21 protein-coding genes, 1 pseudogene and 1 riboswitch are annotated in these 22,449 nt (G+C 72.1%); of the genes and pseudogenes, 12 read left to right on the top strand and 10 right to left on the bottom strand.

Annotation, left to right across the window (positions count from 1 at the left end):
- Positions 1-3: 3 nt before the first annotated feature.
- The 4 genes from gcvT to AC1DUQ_RS06180 all read left to right on the top strand — a co-directional run bounded on the left by gcvT (position 4) and on the right by AC1DUQ_RS06180 (position 2,576).
- Positions 4-1,146 (top strand): glycine cleavage system aminomethyltransferase GcvT, encoded by a 1,143-nt coding sequence (gene gcvT / locus AC1DUQ_RS06195; RefSeq protein ID WP_477059647.1) that lies wholly within the window; start codon positions 4-6, stop codon positions 1,144-1,146.
- A gap of 35 nt (positions 1,147-1,181) precedes the next feature.
- Positions 1,182-1,556, top strand: coding sequence for a glycine cleavage system protein GcvH (gcvH, locus tag AC1DUQ_RS06190; protein WP_477059648.1), 375 nt, complete (start codon positions 1,182-1,184; stop codon positions 1,554-1,556).
- Between the two features lie 281 nt (positions 1,557-1,837).
- Complete coding sequence (locus tag AC1DUQ_RS06185; protein WP_477059649.1) at positions 1,838-2,071, top strand: LuxR C-terminal-related transcriptional regulator; 234 nt, start codon at positions 1,838-1,840, stop codon at positions 2,069-2,071.
- A gap of 79 nt (positions 2,072-2,150) precedes the next feature.
- Entirely contained in the window at positions 2,151-2,576 is a 426-nt protein-coding gene (locus AC1DUQ_RS06180) for a (deoxy)nucleoside triphosphate pyrophosphohydrolase (protein ID WP_477059650.1), read from the top strand.
- A gap of 295 nt (positions 2,577-2,871) precedes the next feature.
- On the opposite strand, the gene AC1DUQ_RS06175 is transcribed toward AC1DUQ_RS06180, so the two are convergent.
- Positions 2,872-4,035 carry a MalY/PatB family protein gene (locus AC1DUQ_RS06175; protein ID WP_477073513.1) on the bottom strand — a complete coding sequence of 388 codons (1,164 nt, stop codon included), beginning with the start codon at positions 4,033-4,035 and terminating at the stop codon, positions 2,872-2,874.
- A complete protein-coding gene (locus tag AC1DUQ_RS06170) occupies positions 4,032-4,997 on the bottom strand; it encodes a helix-turn-helix transcriptional regulator (protein WP_477059652.1) in 966 nt (321 codons plus the stop codon). The genes AC1DUQ_RS06175 and AC1DUQ_RS06170 overlap by 4 nt, the downstream gene beginning before the upstream one ends.
- Between AC1DUQ_RS06170 and AC1DUQ_RS06165 the strand changes: the two are divergent.
- Positions 4,996-5,901: pseudogene (locus tag AC1DUQ_RS06165) on the top strand (alpha/beta hydrolase); the annotation flags it as partial. The gene AC1DUQ_RS06170 and the pseudogene AC1DUQ_RS06165 sit on opposite strands and share 2 nt — an antisense overlap.
- 117 nt (positions 5,902-6,018) lie before the next feature.
- On the opposite strand, the gene metE reads toward AC1DUQ_RS06165, so the two are convergent.
- From metE to AC1DUQ_RS06140, 5 genes are all read right to left on the bottom strand, one after another.
- Complete coding sequence (metE, locus tag AC1DUQ_RS06160; protein ID WP_477059654.1) at positions 6,019-8,352, bottom strand: 5-methyltetrahydropteroyltriglutamate--homocysteine S-methyltransferase; 2,334 nt, start codon at positions 8,350-8,352, stop codon at positions 6,019-6,021.
- Positions 8,353-8,357: 5 nt separating this feature from the next.
- Positions 8,358-9,383 (bottom strand): methylenetetrahydrofolate reductase, encoded by a 1,026-nt coding sequence (locus AC1DUQ_RS06155; RefSeq protein ID WP_477059655.1) that lies wholly within the window; start codon positions 9,381-9,383, stop codon positions 8,358-8,360.
- A gap of 79 nt (positions 9,384-9,462) precedes the next feature.
- Positions 9,463-9,558, bottom strand: a riboswitch (SAM riboswitch).
- Positions 9,559-9,650: 92 nt separating this feature from the next.
- Entirely contained in the window at positions 9,651-9,866 is a 216-nt protein-coding gene (locus tag AC1DUQ_RS06150) for a hypothetical protein (protein WP_477059656.1), read from the bottom strand.
- A 72-nt stretch (positions 9,867-9,938) separates the two neighbouring features.
- Positions 9,939-10,541 (bottom strand): DNA-3-methyladenine glycosylase I, encoded by a 603-nt coding sequence (locus AC1DUQ_RS06145; RefSeq protein WP_477059657.1) that lies wholly within the window; start codon positions 10,539-10,541, stop codon positions 9,939-9,941.
- A 69-nt stretch (positions 10,542-10,610) separates the two neighbouring features.
- Positions 10,611-11,747 carry a TetR/AcrR family transcriptional regulator gene (locus AC1DUQ_RS06140; RefSeq protein WP_477059658.1) on the bottom strand — a complete coding sequence of 379 codons (1,137 nt, stop codon included), beginning with the start codon at positions 11,745-11,747 and terminating at the stop codon, positions 10,611-10,613.
- Positions 11,748-11,828: 81 nt separating this feature from the next.
- Between AC1DUQ_RS06140 and AC1DUQ_RS06135 the strand changes: the two genes are divergently transcribed.
- Together AC1DUQ_RS06135 and AC1DUQ_RS06130 are read left to right on the top strand one after the other, a co-directional pair.
- Positions 11,829-12,737 (top strand): ATP-binding cassette domain-containing protein, encoded by a 909-nt coding sequence (locus AC1DUQ_RS06135; RefSeq protein ID WP_477059659.1) that lies wholly within the window; start codon positions 11,829-11,831, stop codon positions 12,735-12,737.
- Positions 12,737-13,519, top strand: coding sequence for an ABC transporter permease (locus tag AC1DUQ_RS06130; protein WP_477059660.1), 783 nt, complete (start codon positions 12,737-12,739; stop codon positions 13,517-13,519). The genes AC1DUQ_RS06135 and AC1DUQ_RS06130 overlap by 1 nt, the downstream gene beginning before the upstream one ends.
- On the opposite strand, the gene hrpA is transcribed toward AC1DUQ_RS06130, so the two are convergent.
- Both hrpA and AC1DUQ_RS06120 read right to left on the bottom strand, forming a co-directional pair.
- Positions 13,513-17,694, bottom strand: a complete 4,182-nt coding sequence (gene hrpA, locus AC1DUQ_RS06125; RefSeq protein ID WP_477073512.1) for an ATP-dependent RNA helicase HrpA — start codon at positions 17,692-17,694, stop codon at positions 13,513-13,515. The two genes, AC1DUQ_RS06130 and hrpA, sit on opposite strands and share 7 nt — an antisense overlap.
- A gap of 40 nt (positions 17,695-17,734) precedes the next feature.
- Positions 17,735-18,817, bottom strand: a complete 1,083-nt coding sequence (locus AC1DUQ_RS06120; protein WP_477059662.1) for an aminoglycoside phosphotransferase family protein — start codon at positions 18,815-18,817, stop codon at positions 17,735-17,737.
- A gap of 112 nt (positions 18,818-18,929) precedes the next feature.
- Between AC1DUQ_RS06120 and AC1DUQ_RS06115 the strand changes: the two genes are divergently transcribed.
- The 3 genes from AC1DUQ_RS06115 to AC1DUQ_RS06105 all read left to right on the top strand — a co-directional run bounded on the left by AC1DUQ_RS06115 (position 18,930) and on the right by AC1DUQ_RS06105 (position 20,458).
- A complete protein-coding gene (locus AC1DUQ_RS06115; protein WP_477059663.1) occupies positions 18,930-19,244 on the top strand; it encodes an ArsR/SmtB family transcription factor in 315 nt (104 codons plus the stop codon).
- Between the two features lie 299 nt (positions 19,245-19,543).
- The gene (locus tag AC1DUQ_RS06110) at positions 19,544-19,921 is read left to right on the top strand and encodes a nuclear transport factor 2 family protein (protein ID WP_477059665.1); all 378 of its coding nucleotides are present in this window, start codon (positions 19,544-19,546) and stop codon (positions 19,919-19,921) included.
- Positions 19,922-19,945: 24 nt separating this feature from the next.
- Entirely contained in the window at positions 19,946-20,458 is a 513-nt protein-coding gene (locus AC1DUQ_RS06105; RefSeq protein WP_477059666.1) for an aminoacyl-tRNA deacylase, read from the top strand.
- A 30-nt stretch (positions 20,459-20,488) separates the two neighbouring features.
- Here AC1DUQ_RS06105 and AC1DUQ_RS06100 read toward each other — a convergent pair whose 3' ends face one another.
- The gene (locus tag AC1DUQ_RS06100; RefSeq protein ID WP_477059667.1) at positions 20,489-20,881 is read right to left on the bottom strand and encodes a PPOX class F420-dependent oxidoreductase; all 393 of its coding nucleotides are present in this window, start codon (positions 20,879-20,881) and stop codon (positions 20,489-20,491) included.
- 135 nt (positions 20,882-21,016) lie between these two features.
- Between AC1DUQ_RS06100 and AC1DUQ_RS06095 the strand changes: the two genes are divergently transcribed.
- Positions 21,017-21,361, top strand: coding sequence for an STAS domain-containing protein (locus AC1DUQ_RS06095; protein ID WP_477059668.1), 345 nt, complete (start codon positions 21,017-21,019; stop codon positions 21,359-21,361).
- 56 nt (positions 21,362-21,417) lie between these two features.
- The coding region (locus tag AC1DUQ_RS06090) for an exonuclease SbcCD subunit D (RefSeq protein ID WP_477073511.1) at positions 21,418-22,449 on the top strand (1,032 nt) is incomplete at its 3' end.

Below are 22,449 nucleotides of genomic sequence, written 5' to 3'. Positions count from 1 at the left end.
GACATGACGGATCGCGAATCCCCCTTGCACGCGGAGCACGTCGCCCTCGGCGCCGCCCTCACGTCGTTCGCCGGCTGGCAGATGCCCCTGCGCTACACCAGCGACATCGCCGAGCACACGGCGGTCCGCACGGCCGCCGGGCTGTTCGACCTGTCGCACATGGGTGAGATTGGGGTGACCGGTCCGGACGCCGGCCGGTTCCTCGACTTCGCCCTCGTCGGCAACCTCTCCACACTGAGGATCCTGGGTGCGCGCTACACCATGATCTGCGCGGAGGACGGGGGCGTCGTCGACGACCTCATCGTCTACCGGGACACCGAGGACACGTTCCTGGTGGTCGCCAACGCGTCCAACCACGACACCGTGCTGGCCGCGTTCGCCGAGCGCGCTGCGGGCTTCGACGTGACCGTCGAGGACAGCTCCCCGCAGACCGCCCTCATCGCCGTGCAGGGCCCCCGCGCCCTGGAGATCCTGCGGGCGACCGACGGGCTCGCCGAGGCCGGCCACGACGCCGAGACGCTGAAGTACTACGCGGCCATGCCGATGACGTTCCAGGGCGAGCCGGTCCTGGTCGCGCGCACCGGCTACACCGGCGAGGACGGCTTCGAGTTCTTCCTCGACGCGCCCCTGGCACCTGCCCTGTGGCAGGCGTTCCTCGCGGCCGGCGAGCCGTTCGGGCTGGTCCCCGCCGGCCTGTCCGCGCGCGACAGCCTCCGCCTCGAGGCCGGCATGCCGCTGTACGGCAACGAGCTCGACCGCACGACCACCCCCCACGACTCCGGCCTCGGCCGAGTGGTGAAGCTGGACAAGGTCGACGCCGACGGCAACCCGCTCCCGTTCGTCGGCCGCGCCGCGCTCGAGGCCCGCGGGCAGTCGGAGCCGGCCCGCGTGCTGGTGGGGCTCGAGGGCCTCGGCCGCCGGGCCGCCCGACACGGGTACCCGGTGAAGCACTCCACCGCTGCGGACGCCCCGACGGTCGGTACCGTCACGTCCGGAGCGCCCTCGCCGACCCTCGGACACCCGGTGGCGATGGCCTACGTCAGCCCCGAGGTGAGCGCCGAGGGCACGCAGCTGGCGGTTGACGTGCGTGGACGCTTCGAACCCGTCCGCGTCGTGGCTCTTCCCTTCTACCGCCGACCCCGGTAGACCAAGCCCTAGAGAAGTCGACAGGAGCCAGACACATGACAGCGGAGCTGCCCACCCACCTGCACTACACGGTCGAGCACGAATGGCTGGATGACGGCGCCCCGGCGACCGTCGGCATCACCGGGATCGCGGCGGACGCGCTCGGCGACATCGTCTACCTCGAGCTTCCCGCCGTGGGTGAGGAGATCACCGCCGGCGCGGTCGTCGGCGAGATCGAGTCCACCAAGTCGGTCTCGGAGCTCTACTCGCCGGTGTCCGGCACGGTCGTCGAGGTCAACCAGGCGGCCGTCGACGACCCGTCGGTGGTCAACTCGGATCCCTACGGACAGGGCTGGCTGCTCAAGGTCGAGGTCACCTCGGCCGGGCCGCTGCTCACGGCCGAGGAGTACACGGCTCAGAACGCGGGCTGAACCCAGCGGGCAGCTGCCCCGTTGCACCAGTGTCACGTGCGTTCGCGCGCGTCAGCCTTACGGGTGAACCCCGCAGATGCTCACGCRTTCGGCGTATCTGATTCGGCAGTGGACGTTCATTGTGGGTGGCACGCGCGATCGGGCGCTTGGCGGGGGGGAACCCGCGCATGAGGAGATTGCTGGAAGTGGCGTCATGGCTCACCACCAGCCCTCTCTCATCCGGTACGCAGCCCAGAGCGTGACCCGGATCACCCGGGTCACGCAGCACACCGGAGGACACCATGAGCATGTTGGAGACGAGCAGGACTGTCGGCGTCGCGAACGAAGCACTCACGCGTCGTGAGCGCGTCGTGCTGGCGGAGCTCGCCGAGGACGTCACCCTGGAGGAGATCGCGACGCGCCTCTTCGTGACGAGGAACACCGTGAAGTCGCAGGTCCGCAGTGTGTACCGCAAGATCGGTGCCTCGACGCGCGCGGAAGCCGTCGCCTGGGCCGTCGCGCACGGCATCCGCTGACCATGCTCCGACGGCTCAAGACACCGGGCCGTCCCGCTGCCGCCGGACCCGCGTTGCGCGGGCCTGGCAGACTCACCGCATGACCTCACCCGTGCTCGTCGTGGCCGCCGCGATCGTCGACGACCTGGACGACCCTCGTGAGCTGTTGGCCGCGCGCCGGGCTGTGCCGGCGCGGCTGGCGGGCCGCTGGGAGTTCCCCGGCGGCAAGGTGGACGGGAACGAGTCGCCCGAGGACGCGCTGCACCGCGAGATCCGCGAGGAGCTCGGCGTGCGGATCGGCCTGGGCGACGAGCTCGTCGGTCCCGACGACGGCCTCTGGCGCCTGTCGGACGAGTACGTGATGCGCATCTGGCTGGCCGAGGTGGTCGAGGGCACGGCGGAGCCGCTCGTCGAGCACGACGAGCTGCGGTGGCTCCCGCTGCACCAGTGGCACGACGTGCCGTGGCTCGACGCGGACGTGCGCATCGTGGACAGGCTGGCGAGCCTGACCGTCCGCCTCGGCTGAGTCCTGTGGTGCCTGCCCCCCTCTGGTGGCGGGTGCGCTGGTCAGCTCACCAGCGGTGGTTGGCGTTCTTCATGCACGTCTGGCCGGTGCCACGGCAGTAGCTGCACTCCCCGGACCAGCGCTTGCGACCGGCGCCATCACACCGCTCGCACACCTGCACGGCGGAGCTGCACTCGTCGCACTTCACCATGTCGATCTCCCATTACGTCGTTGTACGGCCCTGCTGTGGGAGAGATCGGCACGTGCCCGGGGTGGACATGAGCCCGCGTGGTCCACGGTTGGTCACGAATCGGTCTCAGTTCGCCAGGGCAAGAGCCATTCGGCTGACCGCCTCGGCGAGGGTCGCCGTCGAGGCGGCGAGGTTCAACCGGACGAACCCCGCGCCCTCGACGCCGAACGTCGGCCCCTGGTTCAGCGCCACCCGACCTCGGTCGAGGGCCAGCCGTGCGGGGTCCGCACCCGCACGCACAGCCGGCACCGCGCGCAGGTCCAGCCACGCGAAGTAGGTGGCGTCAGGAACCGCCCAGGCGGCCTCGGGGAGCGCGTCGGCGAGCAGACCGGAGAGCAGCCGCTGGTTCTCCCCGAGCCCGCGCAACACCTCGTCCAGCCACGGGCCGCAGTCGCGCAGCGCCGCGATCTGCGCGACGGCGCCCAGGTGCATCACGCCGTGGCCGACCAGCTCCGGAAGGCGGGCCAGGTCCTCGGTCGCAGCGGGACCCGGCACCGCGAGGGCGGCCCGCAGGCCAGCCAGGTTGAACGCCTTCGATGCGGAGTGCAAGGCGATCGCGTCGGGGATCTGCGTCGTCGTCGGCACGAAGTGCGGGGCCGAGCCGTCCGCCGTCGTGGGGATCAGCGGCGCGTGGATCTCGTCGGCGACGACCCGCACACCGTGCTGCGCCGCGAGCTCGCCGACCGCCCGGAGCTCGGCCGCCGTGTGCAGGGTGCCCGTCGGGTTGTGCGGGTGGCACAGCAGGTACGCCGCGGGCCGCCCGGTCGCACGTGCGTGTGCGAACGCCTCCCCCAGCGCGGTCAGGTCCAGCCGCCCGTCAGGGCCGAGCGGAGCCGTGACCACCAAGCGGCCGGCGTGCTCGACGAAGCCCCGGAACGGTGGGTACACCGGTGGGTTGATGACGACGGCGTCGCCGGGCCCGGTGAGCAGCCCGAGGACCTCGACGATCCCGAGCATGACGTCGGGCACGGTCCGGGTGGCCGGCACGTCCACGTCCCAGCCGTACCGCTCGGCGGCGAACGCGGCGAAGGCCTCGGCGTAGGAGGTGCCCTCGGCGTACCCGGTGTCCCCGCCGCGCAGCGCGTCGGAGACCGCCCGGATCACCGGCTCCGGCTGCGGGACGTCCATCTCGGCGACGAACAGCGGAAGGACGTCCGGCGGGTAGTGCCGCCACTTCACGCTCGTCCGGCGACGCAGCTGGTCGAGCGGGACGGTGTCGAAGATCGTCACGCGACCGACCCTAGGCGCAGGTGGGCGGCCAGCTGCCTGACGGTGTCGGCGAGCTCGGCCGGCTCGATGACGGCCACCGGGGCGGTGAGCGCGATGCGGGCGACGGTCAGGGCGAGCCAGTCGAGATCCTCGCTACGGATCTGCACGACGCAGGAGTCCGCTCTCGTCTCGATCGGTGTGTGGTCCACCCACCGGAGCTCGAGCTCGGCGAACGGGGCGTCGACCGCGATCGTCGCGTGATGCTGACTGAACATCGAGCCGAGCGAGGTTGCGACGAAGGTCGCCGCATCGCCGCCGGGGATCTGGCGGGGTGTGAAACGACCGCCCGTCAGCCGGGGCTCCCGGAGCCGGTCCAGCCGGAACGTGCGCCAGTCGTCGCGGCGCTGGTCCCATGCCACGAGATACCAGCGACGGCCGGCGGTGACGAGCTGGTGCGGCTGGACGAGCCGTCCGCTGTCCGTGCCGTCATGTCGTCGGTAGTCGAAGCGCACGTCCTCGCGGTCCCGGCACGCTGCGGCGAGCACGCTGAGTGCGTCGGGGTCGACGACGTCGTCGTCGCCCGGCCACCGCATCGAGCTGACGCTCGAGTGCAGCGCCGACACCCGGCGGCGCAGCCGATGGGGCAGCAGCTGTTCGATCGTCGTCAGGGCGCGAAGCGACGTCTCCTCCATGCCGCCGATCGCGGCCTCCGCGGCGTAGCGCAGCCCGACGGCTACCGCGACGGCCTCGTCGTCGTCGAGGACCAGGGGTGGCAGGTGCGCCCCCGTCGCGAGCCGGTAGCCCCCGTCCTTTCCTGACGTGGCGTCGACCGGATAGCCGAGCTCGCGCAGCCGGTCCACGTCGCGGCGCACCGTTCGCTCCGTGATCTCGAGGCGATCGGCGAGCTCGGCACCACCCCACCATCGATGGGTCTGCAGGAGCGAGAGCAGCTGCAACGCTCGACCGGTGGGGTCCTTTCGCATGCTCCGAGTCTGCCACCTCTTGCGGACCGATCCTGTCCGCAATGCTCCCTACGGTGGCGGCAACCGATCAGGCCGCACGCGGCCGATCACCCAGAGCTACGGAGGACCTGCCGTGTTCGATCCGACCGACTTTCCCGAGCCCGCCCTCATCTCCGTCAACGGCGTGACGCTCGAAGTCTTCGAAGCGGGCCAGGAGAATGCCGGCAATCCTGTCGTGCTCTGTCACGGCTGGCCCGAGCATGCCTACTCCTGGCGCTATCAGGTGCCTGCCCTCGTCGCAGCCGGCTACCACGTCATCGTCCCGAACCAGCGGGGTTACGGGAACTCGTCCCGTCCGACCGAGGTGACGGACTACGACATCGGGCACCTGTCGGGTGACCTCGTCGCACTTCTCGACCACTACGGGTACGAGGACGCCCTCTTCATCGGTCACGACTGGGGCGCGAACGTCGTCTGGGGACTGACGTTGTTGCATCCCCACCGCGTCTCCAAGGTGATAAACCTGAGCCTGCCGTACATCGAGCGCGGGGAGATCCCCCCGATCGAGCTCATGGAACAGGTTCTCGGCGGCGACTTCTACTTCGTCCACTTCAATCGACAGCCGGGCGTCGCCGACGCCGTGCTCGACGACAACACGTTCCAGTTCCTTCGCAACCTGTACCGGAAGAACGAGCCGCCCACCGAGCCTCAGCCCGGTATGGCGTGGATCAACCTCGCCAGAGCGGCGACACCACGCGGTGAGCCCGTCATGAGCGACAGCGAGCTGGCCGTCTTCGTCTCCGCCTTCGACGCATCGGGGTTCACGGGCAGCATCAACTGGTACAGGAACCTCGACCGCAACTGGCACCTGCTGGCGGACGTGGACCCCGTCATCCAGCAGCCCGCCCTCATGATCTACGGCGACCGCGATCCGGTCGTGAGGTCGGAGAACCTGTCGACGTTCGTGCCTCACGTGGACGTGGTCAGCCTGGACTCCGGTCCCCCGTACACCTGTGCAGGTGTCCGGGGCCGTGAGCATGCGTCAGAGCGTGGCGCGGACCGCCCGCGTGGCCGCGAGGATGTGCTCCAGCGACGGGGCGACCTCCTCGTAGCGGCGGGTCTTCAGGCCGCAGTCCGGGTTGACCCAGAGCTGGTCGACCGCGATGGCCTTGACGGCCTCCGTGAGCAGCTCCTCGACCTCCGCCTCGCTGGGGACGCGCGGCGAGTGGATGTCGTAGACGCCCGGGCCGATCCCCCGCGGGTAGCCGGCCGCCGAGATGTCGCCGAGGATCTCCATCTTCGAGCGGGCCGCCTCGATGGAGGTCACGTCCGCGTCGAGCCCGTCGATCGCGCCGATGATCTCGCCGAACTCCGAGTAGCACAGGTGCGTGTGGATCTGCGTGTCGGGGCGGACCCCGGCCGTGGCGAGGCGGAACGAGCGCACCGACCAGTCGAGGTACGCGGCGTGGTCCTCGACCCGCAGCGGCAGCAGCTCGCGCAGCGCGGGCTCGTCCACCTGGATGACGGCGATGCCGGCGGCCTCGAGGTCGGCGATCTCGTCGCGCAGGGCAAGGCCCACCTGGTTGGCGGTGTCGCCGAGGGGCTGGTCGTCGCGGACGAACGACCAGGCCAGGATGGTCACCGGGCCGGTGAGCATGCCCTTGACCGGCTTCTCCGTGAGCGACTGCGTGTACGACGACCACTCGACCGTGATCGGCTTCGGCCGCGAGACGTCGCCCCACAGGATCGACGGACGCGTGCAGCGCGAGCCGTAGGACTGGACCCAGCCGTTCTGCGTCACGGCGAACCCGTCGAGGTTCTCCGCGAAGTACTGGACCATGTCGTTGCGCTCGGGCTCGCCGTGCACCAGCACGTCGAAGCCGATCTTCTCCTGCAGCTCGACGACCCGGCGGATCTCCGCCTTCATCTCCTCGTCGTACTGCGCCTCCGTCAGCTCGCCCTTGCCGAACGCAGCGCGCGCGGTGCGGATCTCGGTGGTCTGCGGGAAGGAGCCGATGGACGTCGTCGGCAGCGGGGGCAGGTTGAGCCGGGCGGCCTGCGCGACCTTGCGCTCGTCGAACGAGCCGCGGCTGAACGCATTCTCGCCGAGGGCGGCCACGCGGTCGCGGACCTCCGGGTTGACGACGCCGGGTGCGGTCCGGCGGGAGTTCACCGCGTCCGTGGCGGTGAGCAGCTGCTCGTGGATGGCCTCGCGGCCCTCGGTCAGACCCTCGGCCAGGGTGACGACCTCGACGACCTTCTCGTCGGCGAACGCGAGCCAGGTCTTCAGGGTCTCGTCGAGGTTCGGCTCGTCCGTGAGCGTGTGCGGCACGTGGAACAGGGACGTCGAGGTGCCGACGGTGACCGCGGCCGCGCCGAGGCCCTCGAGCTGCTCGAGGACGGCCAGCTTGGCGTCCAGGTCCGCGCGCCAGATGTTGTGGCCGTCGATCACGCCGGCGACCAGCGTCTTGGTCTCCAGGCCCGGGACCGACTCGGCAGGCGCGTGACCGCGGATCAGGTCGATGCCGATGGCCTCGACGTCCGTCGCGGCGAGCACCGGGAACGCCGCGGCGAGGTCGCCGTAGGGGGCCGCGACCAGGATGGCCGGGCGCTCCGGGGGGGTCAGCTCGGTGGCCAGCGCGCGGTACGCCTCGATCACGGACGCGAGCAGCTGCTCGGCCGGGACGGCGACGGAGTCGGAGACCAGGGCGGGCTCCTCCAGCTGCACCCAGGTGGCACCCGCGGCGGCGAGGTCCTTGAGCAGCTCGGCGTAGACCGGCAGCAGGTCCGCCAGGCGGTCGATCGGGGCGAAGCCCTCGGGGGCGTCCTCCGTGGCCTTGGCCAGCGCCAGGTACGTGACGGGGCCGACGATGACCGGACGCGTGAGGACGCCGTCCGCGAGGGCCTCGGTGAACTCGCGCACCGGGCGGGTGCTCGCGTAGCGGAAGGTCGTCTCCGGGCCGATCTCCGGGACCAGGTAGTGGTAGTTGGTGTCGAACCACTTGGTCATCTCGAGCGGCAGGTCGTCGCCGCGGCCGCGGGCCACGGTCGAGTACCCGGCCAGGTCGAGCGACCCGTCGGCGCCCACGACGTCCGCGAAGCGGGCCGGGACAGCGCCGATCACGGCGGTGGCGTCGAGCACCTGGTCGTAGAACGAGAACGCGCTCGGGATCGCCGGCACGTCGGTGGCCAGGCCGAGCTCGGCCAGCCGCGTGCGGGTGCGGCGACGCAGGTCGGCGGCGGTGGCCTCGACCTCGTCGGCCGACGTGCGACCTGCCCAGAACGCTTCGAGGGCCTTCTTCAGCTCGCGGCGCGGGCCGATGCGGGGGTAGCCGAGCACGGAGCTGGCGGGGAAGATCGGGCGGTTCTCGGTCATGTGGTTCAGTCCCTCGGGGGTCGGGCGGGTGCCGTGTCCTGCGGCCAGCTGGCCAGGTCGGGAGCTGTCCGAGCTCCGCCGTCGAGGTGTGCACCCTCGAGCAGGTCAAGTGCGGCGTGGTGCTGGTTGAACGTGTAGAGGTGGACGCCGGGTGCGCCGCCGTCCAGGACGCCGTTGACCAGGTCGACGCTGGCCCGGATGCCCCGGCGATGACGGTCGAGCTCGTCGTCGGCGGATCCGAGCAGGTCGATCAGGTCCTTCGGCACCGGGACGCCGGTCAGCTCCTGCACGCGCAGCAGCCGGGCCGGGTCCGTGGTCGGGATGATGCCCGGGATGATCGGGATGGTCACGCCGGCCTCACGGGCCTCCGCGACGATACCGAGATAGTCGTCCGCGTCGAAGAACACCTGCGTGATCGCGAAGTCGGCGCCGGCCTCCTGCTTGGCCAGCAGCGAGGCGACGTCCTGCGCGCGGGTGCCGCCCGTGGCGTGGTTGCCGCGCGGGAACGCCGCGACCGCGACGGACAGGGGTCGCACCCGAGCCCGCACCGCCTGCGACGGGCTGTCCAGGCACCGCTGCGCCTCGATCTCGCGCAGGAGCTCGACCAGCTCGCCCGCGGTCTGCAGGCCGTCCGGGTGGGCCTGCCAGTCGCTCTGGTCCGTGGGCGGGTCGCCCCGCAGGGCGAGGAACGACCGCAGGCCCTCGTCGAGGAACTCCCCGACGATCGTCGTGATCTCCTCGCGCGAGGTCCCGACGCAGGTCAGGTGGGCGATCGGGTTGAGCGACGTCTCCTGCAGCAGCCGGCGGACCAGCGCGCGCGTGGTGAGTCGCGTCTTGCCCGAGGCGCCGTAGGTGACCGAGACGAAGTCGGGGTGCACCGACTCGAGCTCGCGGATGGTGGCCCACAGGCGGGGAGCCGCGTCGGGGTTCCGGGGCGGGAAGAGCTCGAACGAGATCGTCGGGCGGTCGTTCGCGTTCTGCGCCCGGCGGGCGGGCGCGGTGTGCAGCCCGGGGGTGCGGGGCTCAGCCACGGCTGCGCTCACGGCGCGGCCGGCGGGGTCGTCGGCACCGGGGTGGTGCGGGGACAGGTGTCCTGTGGGGGCATGACTCACTCCATCGCCCCTGGCGGAAGCACCCACACCCTCGCGAGGAGGGGGGTTGCTGCGGCGTCGTCGAGCCAGGTCTCTCGGCCGCTCTGGATGGTAGCCGCGATGGTAGTCCGCAGATCACATGCTGGGCAACAGTGATCGACCCGTGAGACGGCGCCGTCCGCGGAGCATGTCTGCTTCGGCGCCCGTCTAGTGCGGGCGGCGCGGGGCCAGGTTCGAGGAGCGCATGCGGCTGCGCTGCGACGGGACGTCGAACCACGAGTTCGGCGAGCCGGCCGGGACGGACAGCAGCCCGACCTGGACGGCCTCGAGGATCTCTGCATCGGGGACGACGTTGTCCGTGAGCGCCTCGGCCGCCTCGCGCGCGGCATCACGCCGAACGTCAGGGTCGGGCATCTCCGTCATGGCTGGCACTGTAGTCCGCAGGGTGCGTGGTGCCGAGAGGGCAGCCGCACGATCACCCGCCAGAAGCAAATCTCACCCGGCAAGCTCTCCGGTGCCGGCAGAGCCCCACGCCGCCGGGCACGTGGCCAGGTGGTCGTCGACGACACCGCACGCCTGCATCGCCGCGTAGGCGGTGACCGGGCCGACGAACCGGAACCCGAGCGACTTCAGCTCCTTGGCCAGCGCGCGGCTCTCCGGCGTCTGCGCGGGCACGCCCGCCCAGCCCGAGGGGCGCTGGTAACCCGTCCGGTCGGGGGCGTGCGACCACAGGACCTGGTCGAGAGTGCGACCCGCCGCGTGCAGCTCGCGCAGGGCACGGCCGTTGGCGATCGTCGCCTCGATCTTGGCGCGGTTGCGCACGATGCCGGCGTCGGCCATCAGGCGGGCCACGTCGTCGTCACCGAACTCCGCGACCACCTCCGGGTCGAAGTCCGCGAACGCCGTGCGGAACGCGGGCCTCTTGCGCAGGATCGTGATCCAGGCGAGGCCCGACTGGAAGCCTTCCAGGGCGAGCCGCTCGTAGAGGGCGTGCTCGTCGTGGACGGGCTTGCCCCACTCCTCGTCGTGGTACTGCTCGTACAGGGGGGTGCCGTCGCCGAAGCAGCGGCCGGTGCGCGGGGCGTCGGGCGAGGTCATGCGTCGAGTCTGCCCGGCCGCGCCGACATCGTGACCGCCGCTTGTGCAGGCGACGGGGCTGTGGGCGGCTCAGGAGGCCAGGGTGATGAGCCGCTCGATCCCGTCGAGGATGAGTACGGTGCCGAAGTCCAGCTCGTCGTCCTCGGGCGCGTCCTCCGGGAAGGAGAAGGCGCCCGCGGTTGCCGCCCGCAGCAGCGTGGGGTGCTCGTCCGCGGAGGCGAGCATCGTGATGAGCTCTCCCAGGTCCGGCGGCAGGGCTCCCCCGGCGGTGGTGCCGACCGCGGCGGTGCGCCCGGCGCCGCTCAGCTCCTCGCCGATCCGCAGCTGGTCCAGGGTGTGCGAGGCGAGCAGGCCGATCGCCCCCACCTTCTGGTCCTCCGACAGCGGGGTGCCGTCGAGCGCCGAGAGCATCGCCTCCATCCAGGCGAGCCGCCCGGGCCCGACCGCGTGCAGGACCGCGGACGCCCGCGCCAGCCACGGGTGCGCGCGCAGGATCGGCTGCTGGACGGCGAGGACGAGCTCGAGCCGCTCCCGCCAGCCACCCACCTCGGGCCCGAGGACGGGCGGCCGGCCCGACGCCCGGTCCGACATGAGGCTGAGCACCTCGTCCTTGGACGAGACGTACCGGTACAGGGACATCGTGGTGAACCCGAGCGACTCGGCGAGCCGGGCCATGGACACGGACTCGATCCCCTCGCTGTCGGCCAGCGCGATGCCGGCGTCGGCGATCTGCTCGAGCGTCAGACCCGGCCGCGGCCCGGGCCGGCCGGGGGCCGGTGTGCGCCACAGGACGGCGATCCCGGGCGGGAGGTCGATCGGCGCGCCCTCGGAGCCGGCCACGCGCACGGCGTGCCGGCGCGCCTTCTCCGCCTCGCGCGCAGCCTGCTGCTGGGCCAGGGCCGCGGCACGCTGCGCCTTCTCCGCCTCCCGGAGCTGGCGGGCCGCCTCCTTGACCGCCTGCTGAGCGGCTCGCTCCTGCTCCTTGCGTCGGCGCTCCTCCTCCTTGGCCGCGTCCTGCAGGGCCTTCAGGCGGTCGCGCTCGCGGCGCTCGACCTGCTTGCGGGCGTCGCGGTCGGCCTTCTCGAGGTCGCTCCTGGCGCGCTCGGCCTCCTTGGCCTCCGCGCGCTCGGCCTTCTCGCGGTCGCGTCGCAGCAGCTCGGCCTCGCGGCGGGCCTCCTCGGCCTCTCGTGCCTCGTCGTCGTCCACGGCACCTCCTTGACCCGTGATCCTACAAGTGTGTATGAAGTACACACACAGTTTACGACATACACAGAAAGCGAGATCGCGATGACTGCTCCTGTCGTCGTCGCCCGGGGGCTGCGCAAGTCCTACGGCGACCTGACCGTGCTCGACGGCGTCGACCTCGACGTCGGCAAGGGGGAGGTGCTCGCCCTGCTCGGCCCCAACGGCGCCGGCAAGACCACGACGGTCCGCATCCTGTCCACGCTCCTGCGGCCCGACGGCGGCACCGCGTACGTCGCGGGCAAGGACGTGGTGCGTCAGCCGGCTCAGGTGCGCGCGGCCATCAGCCTCACCGGGCAGTTCGCGGCGGTCGACGACCTGCTGACGGGCACCGAGAACCTGCACCTCATGGCGAGGCTCGCCCACCTGGGGCGCGCCGAGGTGCGCACCCGCAGCGCCGAGCTGCTCGAGCTGTTCGACCTCACCGAGGCGGGCAGGCGCGTGGTCAAGACGTACTCCGGCGGGATGCGGCGGCGCCTCGACCTGGCCGTGGGCCTCCTTTCCCGGCCGCAGGTGGTGTTCCTCGACGAGCCGACCACSGGCCTCGACCCGCGCAGCCGGAACGACCTGTGGGACGTCATCCGCTCCGTGGTCGCGTCGGGCACCACCGTCCTGCTCACCACGCAGTACCTCGAGGAAGCAGACCAGCTGGCCGACCGCGTGGCCGTCATCGACCACGGCCGGGTGATCGCGGACGGCACCGCGAGGGAGCTCAAGCGGGCGGTCGGCTCTGCGCACGTCGAGCTGCGCCTCAAGGACGGCACCGAGGAACGTCTGCTGACCGACGGTTCGGTGCCGGACGTGCGGCGGATCCTGGCCGACGTCGAGCGCCGGGGGATCGACGTCGAGCACTGGGAGGTCCGCTCCCCCACGCTCGACGACGTCTTCCTCACCCTGACCGGCCGCCCGGTCGCCTCCGAGTCACCCGCCCTCGTCGCTGCCCGGGAGTTCTGATGACCACGCTCGCCCCTGCACCTCCGGCCCTCGGCTGGACCGCGCACGACACGGCCGCGCTGATCGGCCGGTGCATCCGCCGGTCGCTGCGCCAGCTCGACACCGTCCTCATGGCGGTGATGCTCCCCGTGATCCTGCTGCTGTTGTTCGTCTACGTGTTCGGCGGCGCCATCCAGACCGGCGGCGACTACGTGAACTGGGTGGTCCCCGGGATCGTCCTGCTCACGGCGGGCTACGGCTCGTCGACCACGGCCGTGGACGTCGCCAGCGACATGACCGGCGGCATCATCGACAGGTTCCGGTCCCTGCCCATCCGCTCCACCGGCGTGCTCACGGGGCACGTCGTCGCCAGCATGGCGCGCAACGCCGTCTCGACGGCGCTCGTGATCGGCATCGCGTTCCTCATCGGGTTCGACGTGGACGCGTCCCCGCTGGAGTGGCTGGCCGCGATCGGCCTCATCGGGCTGTTCGTCCTGGCGCTCACGTGGGTGGCCGTCGCCATCGGGGTCGTCGCGTCCGGGCCGGAGGCGGCCAGCGGGTTCACCTTCGCGATCCTGTTCCTGCCGTACGTGTCCAGCGCGTTCGTGCCGCCGGAGTCGATGCCGTCGGTGCTGGAGACGATCGCGACCTACAACCCGATCACCCCGATCACCGACACGCTGCGCGCGCTGCTGCTCGGCACCGGCGCGGGGGGCTCGGCGCTCGCGGCGGTGGTGTGGTGCGTCGGGATCTTCGTGGTCGCGCGGCTGGCGGCGGCCGTGCTGTTCCGACGCGGTCAGTAGGCGGCGAGCGCCTTCTTGATGCGGGTGGTCGACACAGGGACCGGGGTGCCCAGCTGCTGGGCGAACAGGCTGACGCGGAGCTCCTCGAGCATCCAGCGGATCTCCGTCAGGCCGGCGTCGTGCGGGTGCTTCGCGACGAGCTGGCGGTAGAGCGCCTCGACGTCCTGCGCCTGCCACGTCAGGTCGGCGTCGCGCTGCGGGTTGTCCGCGGCCTTCACCAGCCGGTGGCGGGCCGCCCGCAGGTAGCGGGTCAGGTGTGGGAGCCGGGCGACGCCGACCTCGCTGACGAACCCGTCGTGCACCAGCCGCGCCGCSTGGGCGCGGATGTCCTGGGCGGTGGCCAGCAGGGCGAGGCTCGACCGGGCGCGGATCTCGGCATCCAGCTCGCGCCACGCCGTCAGCACGGCGACCAGGTCGGTGACGACGGCGAACACCGTGTCCTCGAGGCGGTCCCGGGTGGTCGTGCGGAGCCGGGCGTAGGCGTCGGCTGTGCGGACCGGCTCCGTGATCAGGTGCTCGATCGCGGCGAGCTGCACGTCCCTGACCAGGGCGTCCGTGCTCGGGTACGGGCTCGCGGCGAGCGTGAGGGCCTGCGTGCCGGTCCAGCGTGTGGTGATCCGGGCAGGCGCCAGGCCGACGTCGAGCGCCAGCAGCCGGCGCAGCCCGCGGCGGGACGCCACGGCACGCTGCGACTCGTCGGCCAGTGCGCGGACGGCGACCGACTGCCCCTCCTCGACGAGCGTCGGGAACGCGCGGACCTTTCCGACCTCGACGACCTCCGGGAGCTCCGGCAGGTCCGCGGGCCAGGTGGTGAGGCCGGTGCGCTCGATGTCGATCGCGGGCGCGGGGCTCGCGGCGGGCGCCTCCGGGGGTGCTGCCTTGCGGGCCTCCTCCATCGCCGCGCGCACGGCGGTGCGGACGGCGTCGTCCACCGCCTTCTGCGTGCGGTCCGCGAGCCGGCGCTGCAGGACCTGCAGGTCCTTGCCCTCGTCCACCACTCCCCCACGGTCGCCCACCACGCGGAACGTCATCCGCAGGTGCGCCGGCAGGCGGTCGTCGTCGAACGCGTCCTCGGGGACGTCGACGTCACGCAGCTCGCGGACCGCCCGGCGGAAGACGTCCCGGAACGAGGGAGCGGCGTCGCCCGCGCGGACGGTGTCCTCCCAGTCGGCAGTGTGCTCGGTGATCCAGGCGTCCACGCCGCGGGCGACGTCGGGCGCGGGGACCAGCTGGACGCGGACCGGCTTGGGCAGCGAGCGGATCGTGGCGGTGATCAGGTCCTCGCGCAGGCCCGGGACCATCCAGCCGAACCCCTCGGGCATCAGCCGGGCGAGCGTCGACAGCGGGATGTGTACAGTCACGCCGTCTGCTTCTGTACCAGGCTCGAACTGGTACGTGAGCGGCAGGCGCAGATCGCCCTGCGGCCAGCGCGACGGGAACGCCGACTCGTCGATCGCGCCGGCCTCGCCGACCAGCAGCTCGCGCGTGAAGGTCAGCAGGTCGGGGTCGTCACGCCGGGCCGACTTCCACCACTGGTCGAAGTGCCGGCTGGAGACCACGTCGTCCGGGACGCGCTCGTCGTAGAACGCGAAGAGGGTGTCGTCGTCGACCACCAGGTCCCGTCGGCGGGCGCGCGCCTCCAGGCCCTCCGCCTCGGCGAGCAGGCGGCGGTTCTCGTGGAAGAACGCGTGGTGGGTGGTCCACTCGCCCTGGACCAGCGCGTGCCGGATGAASAGCTCACGTGCGTGCTCGGGGTCGACCTTGGAGAAGAGCACCCGCCGCTGGTTGACGATCGGGACGCCGTACAGCAGCACCTTCTCGAAGACCGTCGCCGCTCCCTGCCGGGTGGACCACGCCGGCTCGGAGTACGTGCGTCTGACCAGGTGGGCGCCCACTTCCTCGGCCCACTCGGGCTGGATGCGCGCGACGTCGCGGCCCCAGAGGCGGGAGGTCTCGACGAGCTCGGCGGCCATGACCCAGGCGGGGGGCTTCCGGGCCAGGCCCGATCCGGGGAAGATCGCGAACCGCGCCCCACGGGCGCCGAGGTACTCGTTGCGGGCGCGACGGTCCGGCCTTCCCTGCGTCCGGCCCTTCCCCGTCGCAGCGACCTCCGTCGCCTCCTGCATCCCGATCTGCGAGAGCAGCCCCGCCAGGATCGCGACGTGGATCCGGTCGCCGTCCCACTCGAGCTGGAGGCCGTCCGACTCGGCGGCCTGACGCGGGGCGTTCATCACGATCCCCAGCGGCTTGGCCAGCTCGCGCAGCTGCGTCACCACGTCCTGCCACTCACGGATGCGCAGGTAGTTGAGGTGCTCGGACCGGCACATGCGGCGGAACGCCGACCCCGACAGGTCGCGCTGCTGGTCCTTCAGGTACTGCCAGAGGTTCAGGTAGGTGAGCAGGTCGGACGTGGGATCCGCGAACCGGGAGTGCGAGAGGTCGGCCTTCTCGCGCTCCTCGACGGGTCGCTCGCGCGGGTCCTGGATCGAGAGCGCCGCGGCGATGATCATGACCTCGCGCGCCACCCCGCGACGGCCGCCCTCGACGATCATCCGCGCCAGCCGCGGGTCCATCGGCAGCTGCGCGAGCGCCCGTCCGACGTCGGTCAGACGACCGTCGCCCAGCGCCCCGAGCTCGGTGAGCAGCTGCACGCCGTCGCGCACCGCGCGGGTGTCCGGCGGGTCGACGAACGGGAAGTCGCCGATGTCCTCAGGGGTCGTCGCCACCCCGACGGCGATCATCTGCAGGATCACCGACGCCAGCGATGTACGGAGGATCTCCGGCTCGGTGTACAACGGCCGCGCGTCGAAGTCGTCCTGCGAGTACAGCCGGATCGCGATGCCGTCCGCGACGCGCCCGCAGCGCCCCGAGCGCTGGTTCGCCGACGCCTGCGAGATCGGCTCGATCGGCAGGCGCTGGACCTTCGTCGCCTTGGAGTACCGGGAGATGCGGGCGGTGCCGGGGTCGATCACGTACCGGATCCCCGGGACGGTCAGGGAGGTCTCGGCCACGTTGGTGGACAGGACCACCCTGCGGTTCTGGTGGCGCTCGAACACCCGGTGCTGCTCGGCGGCGGACAGCCGGCTGTACAGGGGGAGCAGCTCGACGGCGCCTGGCGTGCGCGGGTCGGACACCCGCGCGCCGAGCGAAGAGCGCAGGGCGTCCTCGGCGTCGCGGATCTCCCGCTCGCCCGACAGGAACACGAGGATGTCGCCGGGCCCTTCGAGGCTGAGCTCGTCGACCGCCTCGCAGATGGCCGTCATCGGGTCGCGGTCCTCGGCGCCCCGCTTCTTGACCGGCGCGCCTTCCTCGACGTCCGGCGACAGCGGCCGGTAGCGGATCTCGACCGGGTAGGTCCGTCCGGTGACCTCCACGACGGGCGCCGCGACCCCGTCCGCGCTCGCGAAGTGACGGGCGAACCGGTCGGAGTCGATGGTCGCGGACGTGATGACGACCTTCAGGTCCGGGCGCTGGGGAAGCAGCCGCGTGAGGTACCCGAGGATGAAGTCGATGTTGAGCGWCCGCTCGTGGGCCTCGTCGATGATGAGCGTGTCGTAGGCCCAGAGCATCGGGTCGCGCTGGATCTGGGCCAGCAGGATGCCGTCGGTCATCACCTTGACCAATGTCGACTCGCTCGACTCGTCGGTGAACCGCACCTGGTAGCCGACGATCCCGCCCAGCGGTGCGTCGCCGACCAGCTCCTCGTTGATGCGCTCCGCGACGCTGCGCGCGGCGATCCGGCGCGGCTGCGTGTGGCCGATCTGCCCGGCGCGACCGCGGCCCAGCTCGAGCGCGATCTTCGGGATCTGGGTCGTCTTGCCCGAACCCGTCTCGCCGGCGACGACGACCACCTGGTGGTCGCGCAGGGCATTGCTGATCTCCGCGCGACGGGCGCTGACGGGGAGCTGCTCGGGGTAGACGATCGGGGGGAGGTCGACGGCCTGCCGGATCGCGGCGGCCCGGGCGCGGCGGGCGGCGGTGCGCCCGGCGTCGTCGCGACCTGAGGACCGCCGACCTGACGAGCGCTGACCCGACGAGCGATGACCCGCAGGTGCTGCCTGCTGCTCGGTTGCTGCCGCCGGCTGACGACGCCCGCGGCCCCGGCGCTGATTCCTCGGGGGTCGCCCCGCATCGGACCCGGACGGGTCGGCAGGGGAGGGGGACGGTGCGCTCACGACGGCCCAGTCTCCCAGGTGCGGGGCCAGGACCGCTCGTTCATTCGTCGCGGGCGAACGCGCGGTACGGCCCGACGGGGACGGCGGACGCTCCCCACTCGTCGTCGGCCCATGCAGCGGCGGCGGCCAGGAGGCCCGCGACGGCGGGCAGTGTCGAGCTGAGCCGGACCGCGCCCCCACGCCATCGCGTGGTGAGCAGCTGGCGGTAGCTCGGCGACGGGACACCCTCCGGACCGACGCGAGGGCGGTCCTCGTCGGCACCGTCGATCAGCCATCCCGTCATGGCCAGGATCCAACCCGCGCTCGCGAGGTCGACAGCCCTGGCCCACCCTGGGTCGCCGACGACGTCGGGGAGGTGTGCCCCGACCGCCGCGGTGAACCGGTCGAGCAGCCGGTCGGTGAAGCCGGGCGGCGGGTCGAAGACGCACCAGCAGGTGGAGAAGGGCATCGCGGCGTAGGCCGCGTCGTAGGCGACGTGGTGGACGGCAGCGCCCTCCAGGTCGAGGAAGCGCCACCCGTCGGGAGTGCGGATCGCGTTGTCGGGGCACGTGTCGGTGGGGGAGACGACGTCGGAGCGGGGGTCGCGGTGGTCGAGCGTCGCGATCGCGTCGAGCTCCGCCTCGATCGCGGGGTCGGCGGGCAGGCCGAGGACGTCGTCGAGGAGCCGGCGGACACCCGCTCGTGCCGCGGCCGAGGGCTCCTGGGCGGGCAGACCGCTCAGCACCGCCGAGAACGCCTCGGTGCCGACCTGGCTCCGACCGAGGGTGTCGCCGAGGGCGTCGACCCACTCCAGCGCCCCGGCCCAGGCAGTGTCTGCGTCGACGCCCAGCAGCAGGTCGGCGAGCGTGGGGCCGGTTCCCAGGTCGCTCATGACCACGAGTCGGTGGTCGCGGTCGACCGCCAGAAGCTCCGGGGTGCGGTCCAGTGCGGTCAGCCCGGCGACCTCGCGGGCGAACGACGAGGCCGCCCCGTCCGGGTACTTCTTGACGACGACCGTCCCACCGGGGACCTGGCACCGGAGCACCGTCGAGCGGTCTGATCCTCTGAGCGGCTGCGGGTCCGCCACCGTCGTCCCGAGGGCGGCCGCGGCGAGGCGGAGAGTCTCCGTGACGCTGTCGAGCATGCGTGTCCTCCCGTCGATGTCGGCGCCCAGCATGTCGCAGCAGGCCGGCCCTTGCCGGGACGTCTACTCGTCGCTACCGTCATTTGTACAAGCAAACACTTGTGGAGGACACATGGACATCGCCGCCGCGGCGCTGCACGCCCTGGCCGACCCGAACCGTCGCCGGATCCTCTCCGTCGTCAGGGACCAGCCGCACGCGGTCGGGGAGATCGCCACGCAGGTCGGGATGTCGCAGCAGGCCGTCTCGCACCACCTGCGGGTCCTGCGGGACTCGGGGCTCGTCTCACAGGAGCGCGACCGGACACGGCACCTGTACGCGGTCCGGACCGACGGCCTGGCCGCGGTGCGGGACTACCTGGACGACTTCTGGCCGACTCAGCTGCGGGCGCTCAAGGCGGCCGCCGAGGCCGAGGTGTCCCGTGGCTGACTACGCGACGTCGATCCATGTCGCGGCACCGCCCGACATCGTGTTCGCCCACTTGGTGGTCCCCGAGCGCCTCATCGCCTGGATGGGTCACCGGGCGACCCTCGATCCGGTGCCCGGCGGCGAGTTCTCCGTCGACGTCGGCGGATCGCTCGTGCGCGGTCGCACACCGGCCTGCCCGAGACGCGGCTCGCGGGGCACGCCGACGGCTGGGTGCACTTCCTCGCACGCCTGACGTCCACGGCCGCAGGCGACGACCCCGGCCCCGACACCTGGACCCGATGAACCCGACTGGAGGAGCCATGCCGCAGGACGTGCTCGACCTCGTGACCGCCTACCAGGACGCCTGGACCTCCGGCGACCTCGACGCCGCCGCGACCTACCTCGCGCCGGACTTCGCCTTCCAGGGCGCCGGTGCGACGTTCACCTCGGCAGCCGACTTCCTTCCCTTCCTCGCGCGGTTCGGCGCCCGGATCGGGCCGGGATGGCGGCAGGTCGCGGCGTTCGCCGACGACGACGAGGCGCTCGTGATGTACGAGCTGCGCGGTCCCGCGGGTCAGCCGCTCCCGCTGACGGTCGACCACTTCGTCGTGCGGGAGGGAAAGCTCGCCGCCGAGACRCTGGTGTTCGACACCGCCGCCTTCGCGCAGGCGATGGCGGGCGCGGCGCCTGCCCGCTGACGTCCTCGGTCCTACAGTGACCGCATGAGCGACGCAGCGGGAGCGGCGACCGAGGGGGAGCGTCGCGCGCTCTCCGGCCTCGAGGCCTCGGGCATCACGTTCGAGGTCACCCGCCACGGACCCGTGCGGTCGCTGGCGGAGGCGGCCGCGGCCCGGGGCGTCGACCCGGCCGGGATCGTCAAGACGATCGTGGTGCGTCGCGGCGACGACGACTTCCTGTTCGTCCTCGTCCCCGGTGACCGGACCATCTCGTGGCCGAAGCTCCGTGCCCTGCTCGGCGTCACACGCTTGTCGATGCCCGACGCGGAGACCGCCAGGGACGTCACCGGCTACGTGCGCGGCACGATCACGCCGTTCGGGTCTCTGGTCGCGTGGCCCGTCGTCGCCGACTCCCGCGTGCCCACCCGGACCGTGTCCATCGGCGGCGGCGCCCACGGCGTGGCGGCGAACGTCGACGGGGCCGAGCTCGTGCACGCGCTCGATGCGACGGTCGCGGACGTGACCGACCCCGAGGCCTCGGGCCCGGTGTCGGCCTGAGCCTGCGCTCCGCTCCGGCTCGGTCCTCCGCTACTTCGTGACGAAGGTGGTCGGCCGGACCGTGAGGATCACGCGCCGGGCGGCGTCGGTGATCTCGTAGTCCTGGCCGTACCTCTCCTGCAGCGACTTGTAGAAGCTCGCCACCTCGTCGTCCTTGACCGTGGACTCGACCGTGCCGCGCACCTCGAGCGACCGGTAGGGGTCCTCGGGGTCGTGGATCGAGATCGCGACGCGGGGCTCGTGCTGGAGGTTCTTGAACTTCTGCCGCGTCGACGTGTGCGTGAACCGGAGCACCTCGCCGTCCCACACGAACCACATCACGCTGCTGTGCGGGGAGCCGTCGGGCGCGACCGTGGCGAGGTGCGCGAAGGTGGGGCGCTCCAGCAGGTCGGCGTGGCTGGGCGGGAGCTCGTGGGAAGCCATTCCTCGAGGCTAACCGGGAACCGCGGGCGGCCGATGTCCGTTTCTCCCCTCGGATGGCGCGATCCTGCAGGACCGGTAGCGTCGTCCCGCCGGAATGGAGCTCCGGTGCCGCGACCGGGCATGGACTGAGGAGCAATGGACCTGATCGAGCACGCGGCCGCGGCCGGCACCATCCGGGTCGAGGCCCAGGACGCTCGGACCGTCATCGTCCTCGTCGGAGAGATCGACGCGGCGCTGCGCGACGAGGCCAGCGCCTGCATGGGTCTCGCACTCGTGACCGGCGACCCGGTCGTCATCGACTCCACGCAGGCGACCTTCATCGACTCCTCCGGGATCGCCTTCGTGCTGCAGCTGCACCTCGCCGCATCGGAGGCCGGGATCCCGGTCACGCTCCTCGACCCGCACCGCGTGCTGCGGGACGTGCTCGACATGGTCGGGCTGTCCGGCGAGCTCCCCGCGGAGCCTGTGACGCGCGTCTGACGCAACACCCCGGCACGGTCGGCGGGCGTGTGGGTGGGCTGGTCTACGTTCGCGGCATGCGGTTGTTGCACACGTCGGACTGGCACCTGGGCCGGACGCTGCACGGGGTCGATCTGCTCGACCACCAGGCGTCGTACCTGGAGCACCTGGTCGATGTCGTGCGCGCCGAGCAGGTGGATGCCGTGGTGGTCGCGGGGGACGTGTACGACCGCGCGATCCCGCCGGTGGAGGCCGTGACGCTCCTGTCCGAGACGCTCGCGCGGCTGGCCGAGCACACGACGGTGGTCGTGACGTCCGGCAACCACGACTCGGCCACGCGGCTGGGCTTCGGGTCGGCGCTCATGCGGGACCGCGTCCGGCTGCGCACGCGGGTCGCCGGGCTGGCGGAGCCGGTGGTGCTTCCCGACGACGACGGCGACGTGCTGGTCTACGGCATCCCGTACCTCGACCCCGACTTCGCCCGCGTCGAGCTGGCCGACGGTCCTGAGCCGCTCGCCCGGTCGCACGGGGCGGTGGCGTCGGCGGCGATGAGGAAGATCCGGGCTGATCTGGCGACGCGCTCCGGGTCTGCCCGGCCGCGCTCCGTGGTGGCCGCGCACGCGTTCGTCATCGGCGGGGCGCCGACGGAGTCGGAGCGGGACATCCGTGTCGGCGGCGTGGACCAGGTGCCGGCGGGGGTGTTCGCCGGCGCGGACTACGTCGCCCTCGGCCACCTGCACGGCCCCCAGCAGCTGACCGGTGTGGACGGCACCGTCCTGCGGTACAGCGGATCGCCCCTCGCGTACTCGTTCTCCGAGCAGCACCACGCCAAGTCGTCCGTCCTGGTGGACCTGTCGGGCGGCTCCGTCCGCACGTCGCTGGTCGACGCGCCGGTGCCCCGCCGACTGGCGGACGTGACCGGCACGCTCGAGGACCTGCTCGGCGCTGCCGGCGAGCCGCACACGGAGGCCTGGACGCGAGTGACGGTCACGGACGCGCACCGCCCCGACGACCTCTACCGACGGATCAAGCAGCGGTTCCCGCACGCGCTGGTCGTGCAGCACCGGGCCGCGGAGACCGCCGGTGCCGCCCGCGCGACTGTCGTCACC

The sequence above is a fragment of the Cellulomonas sp. P4_B5_2 genome (assembly GCF_056402235.1).
This window is presented reverse-complemented; position numbering and strand designations above follow the sequence as displayed.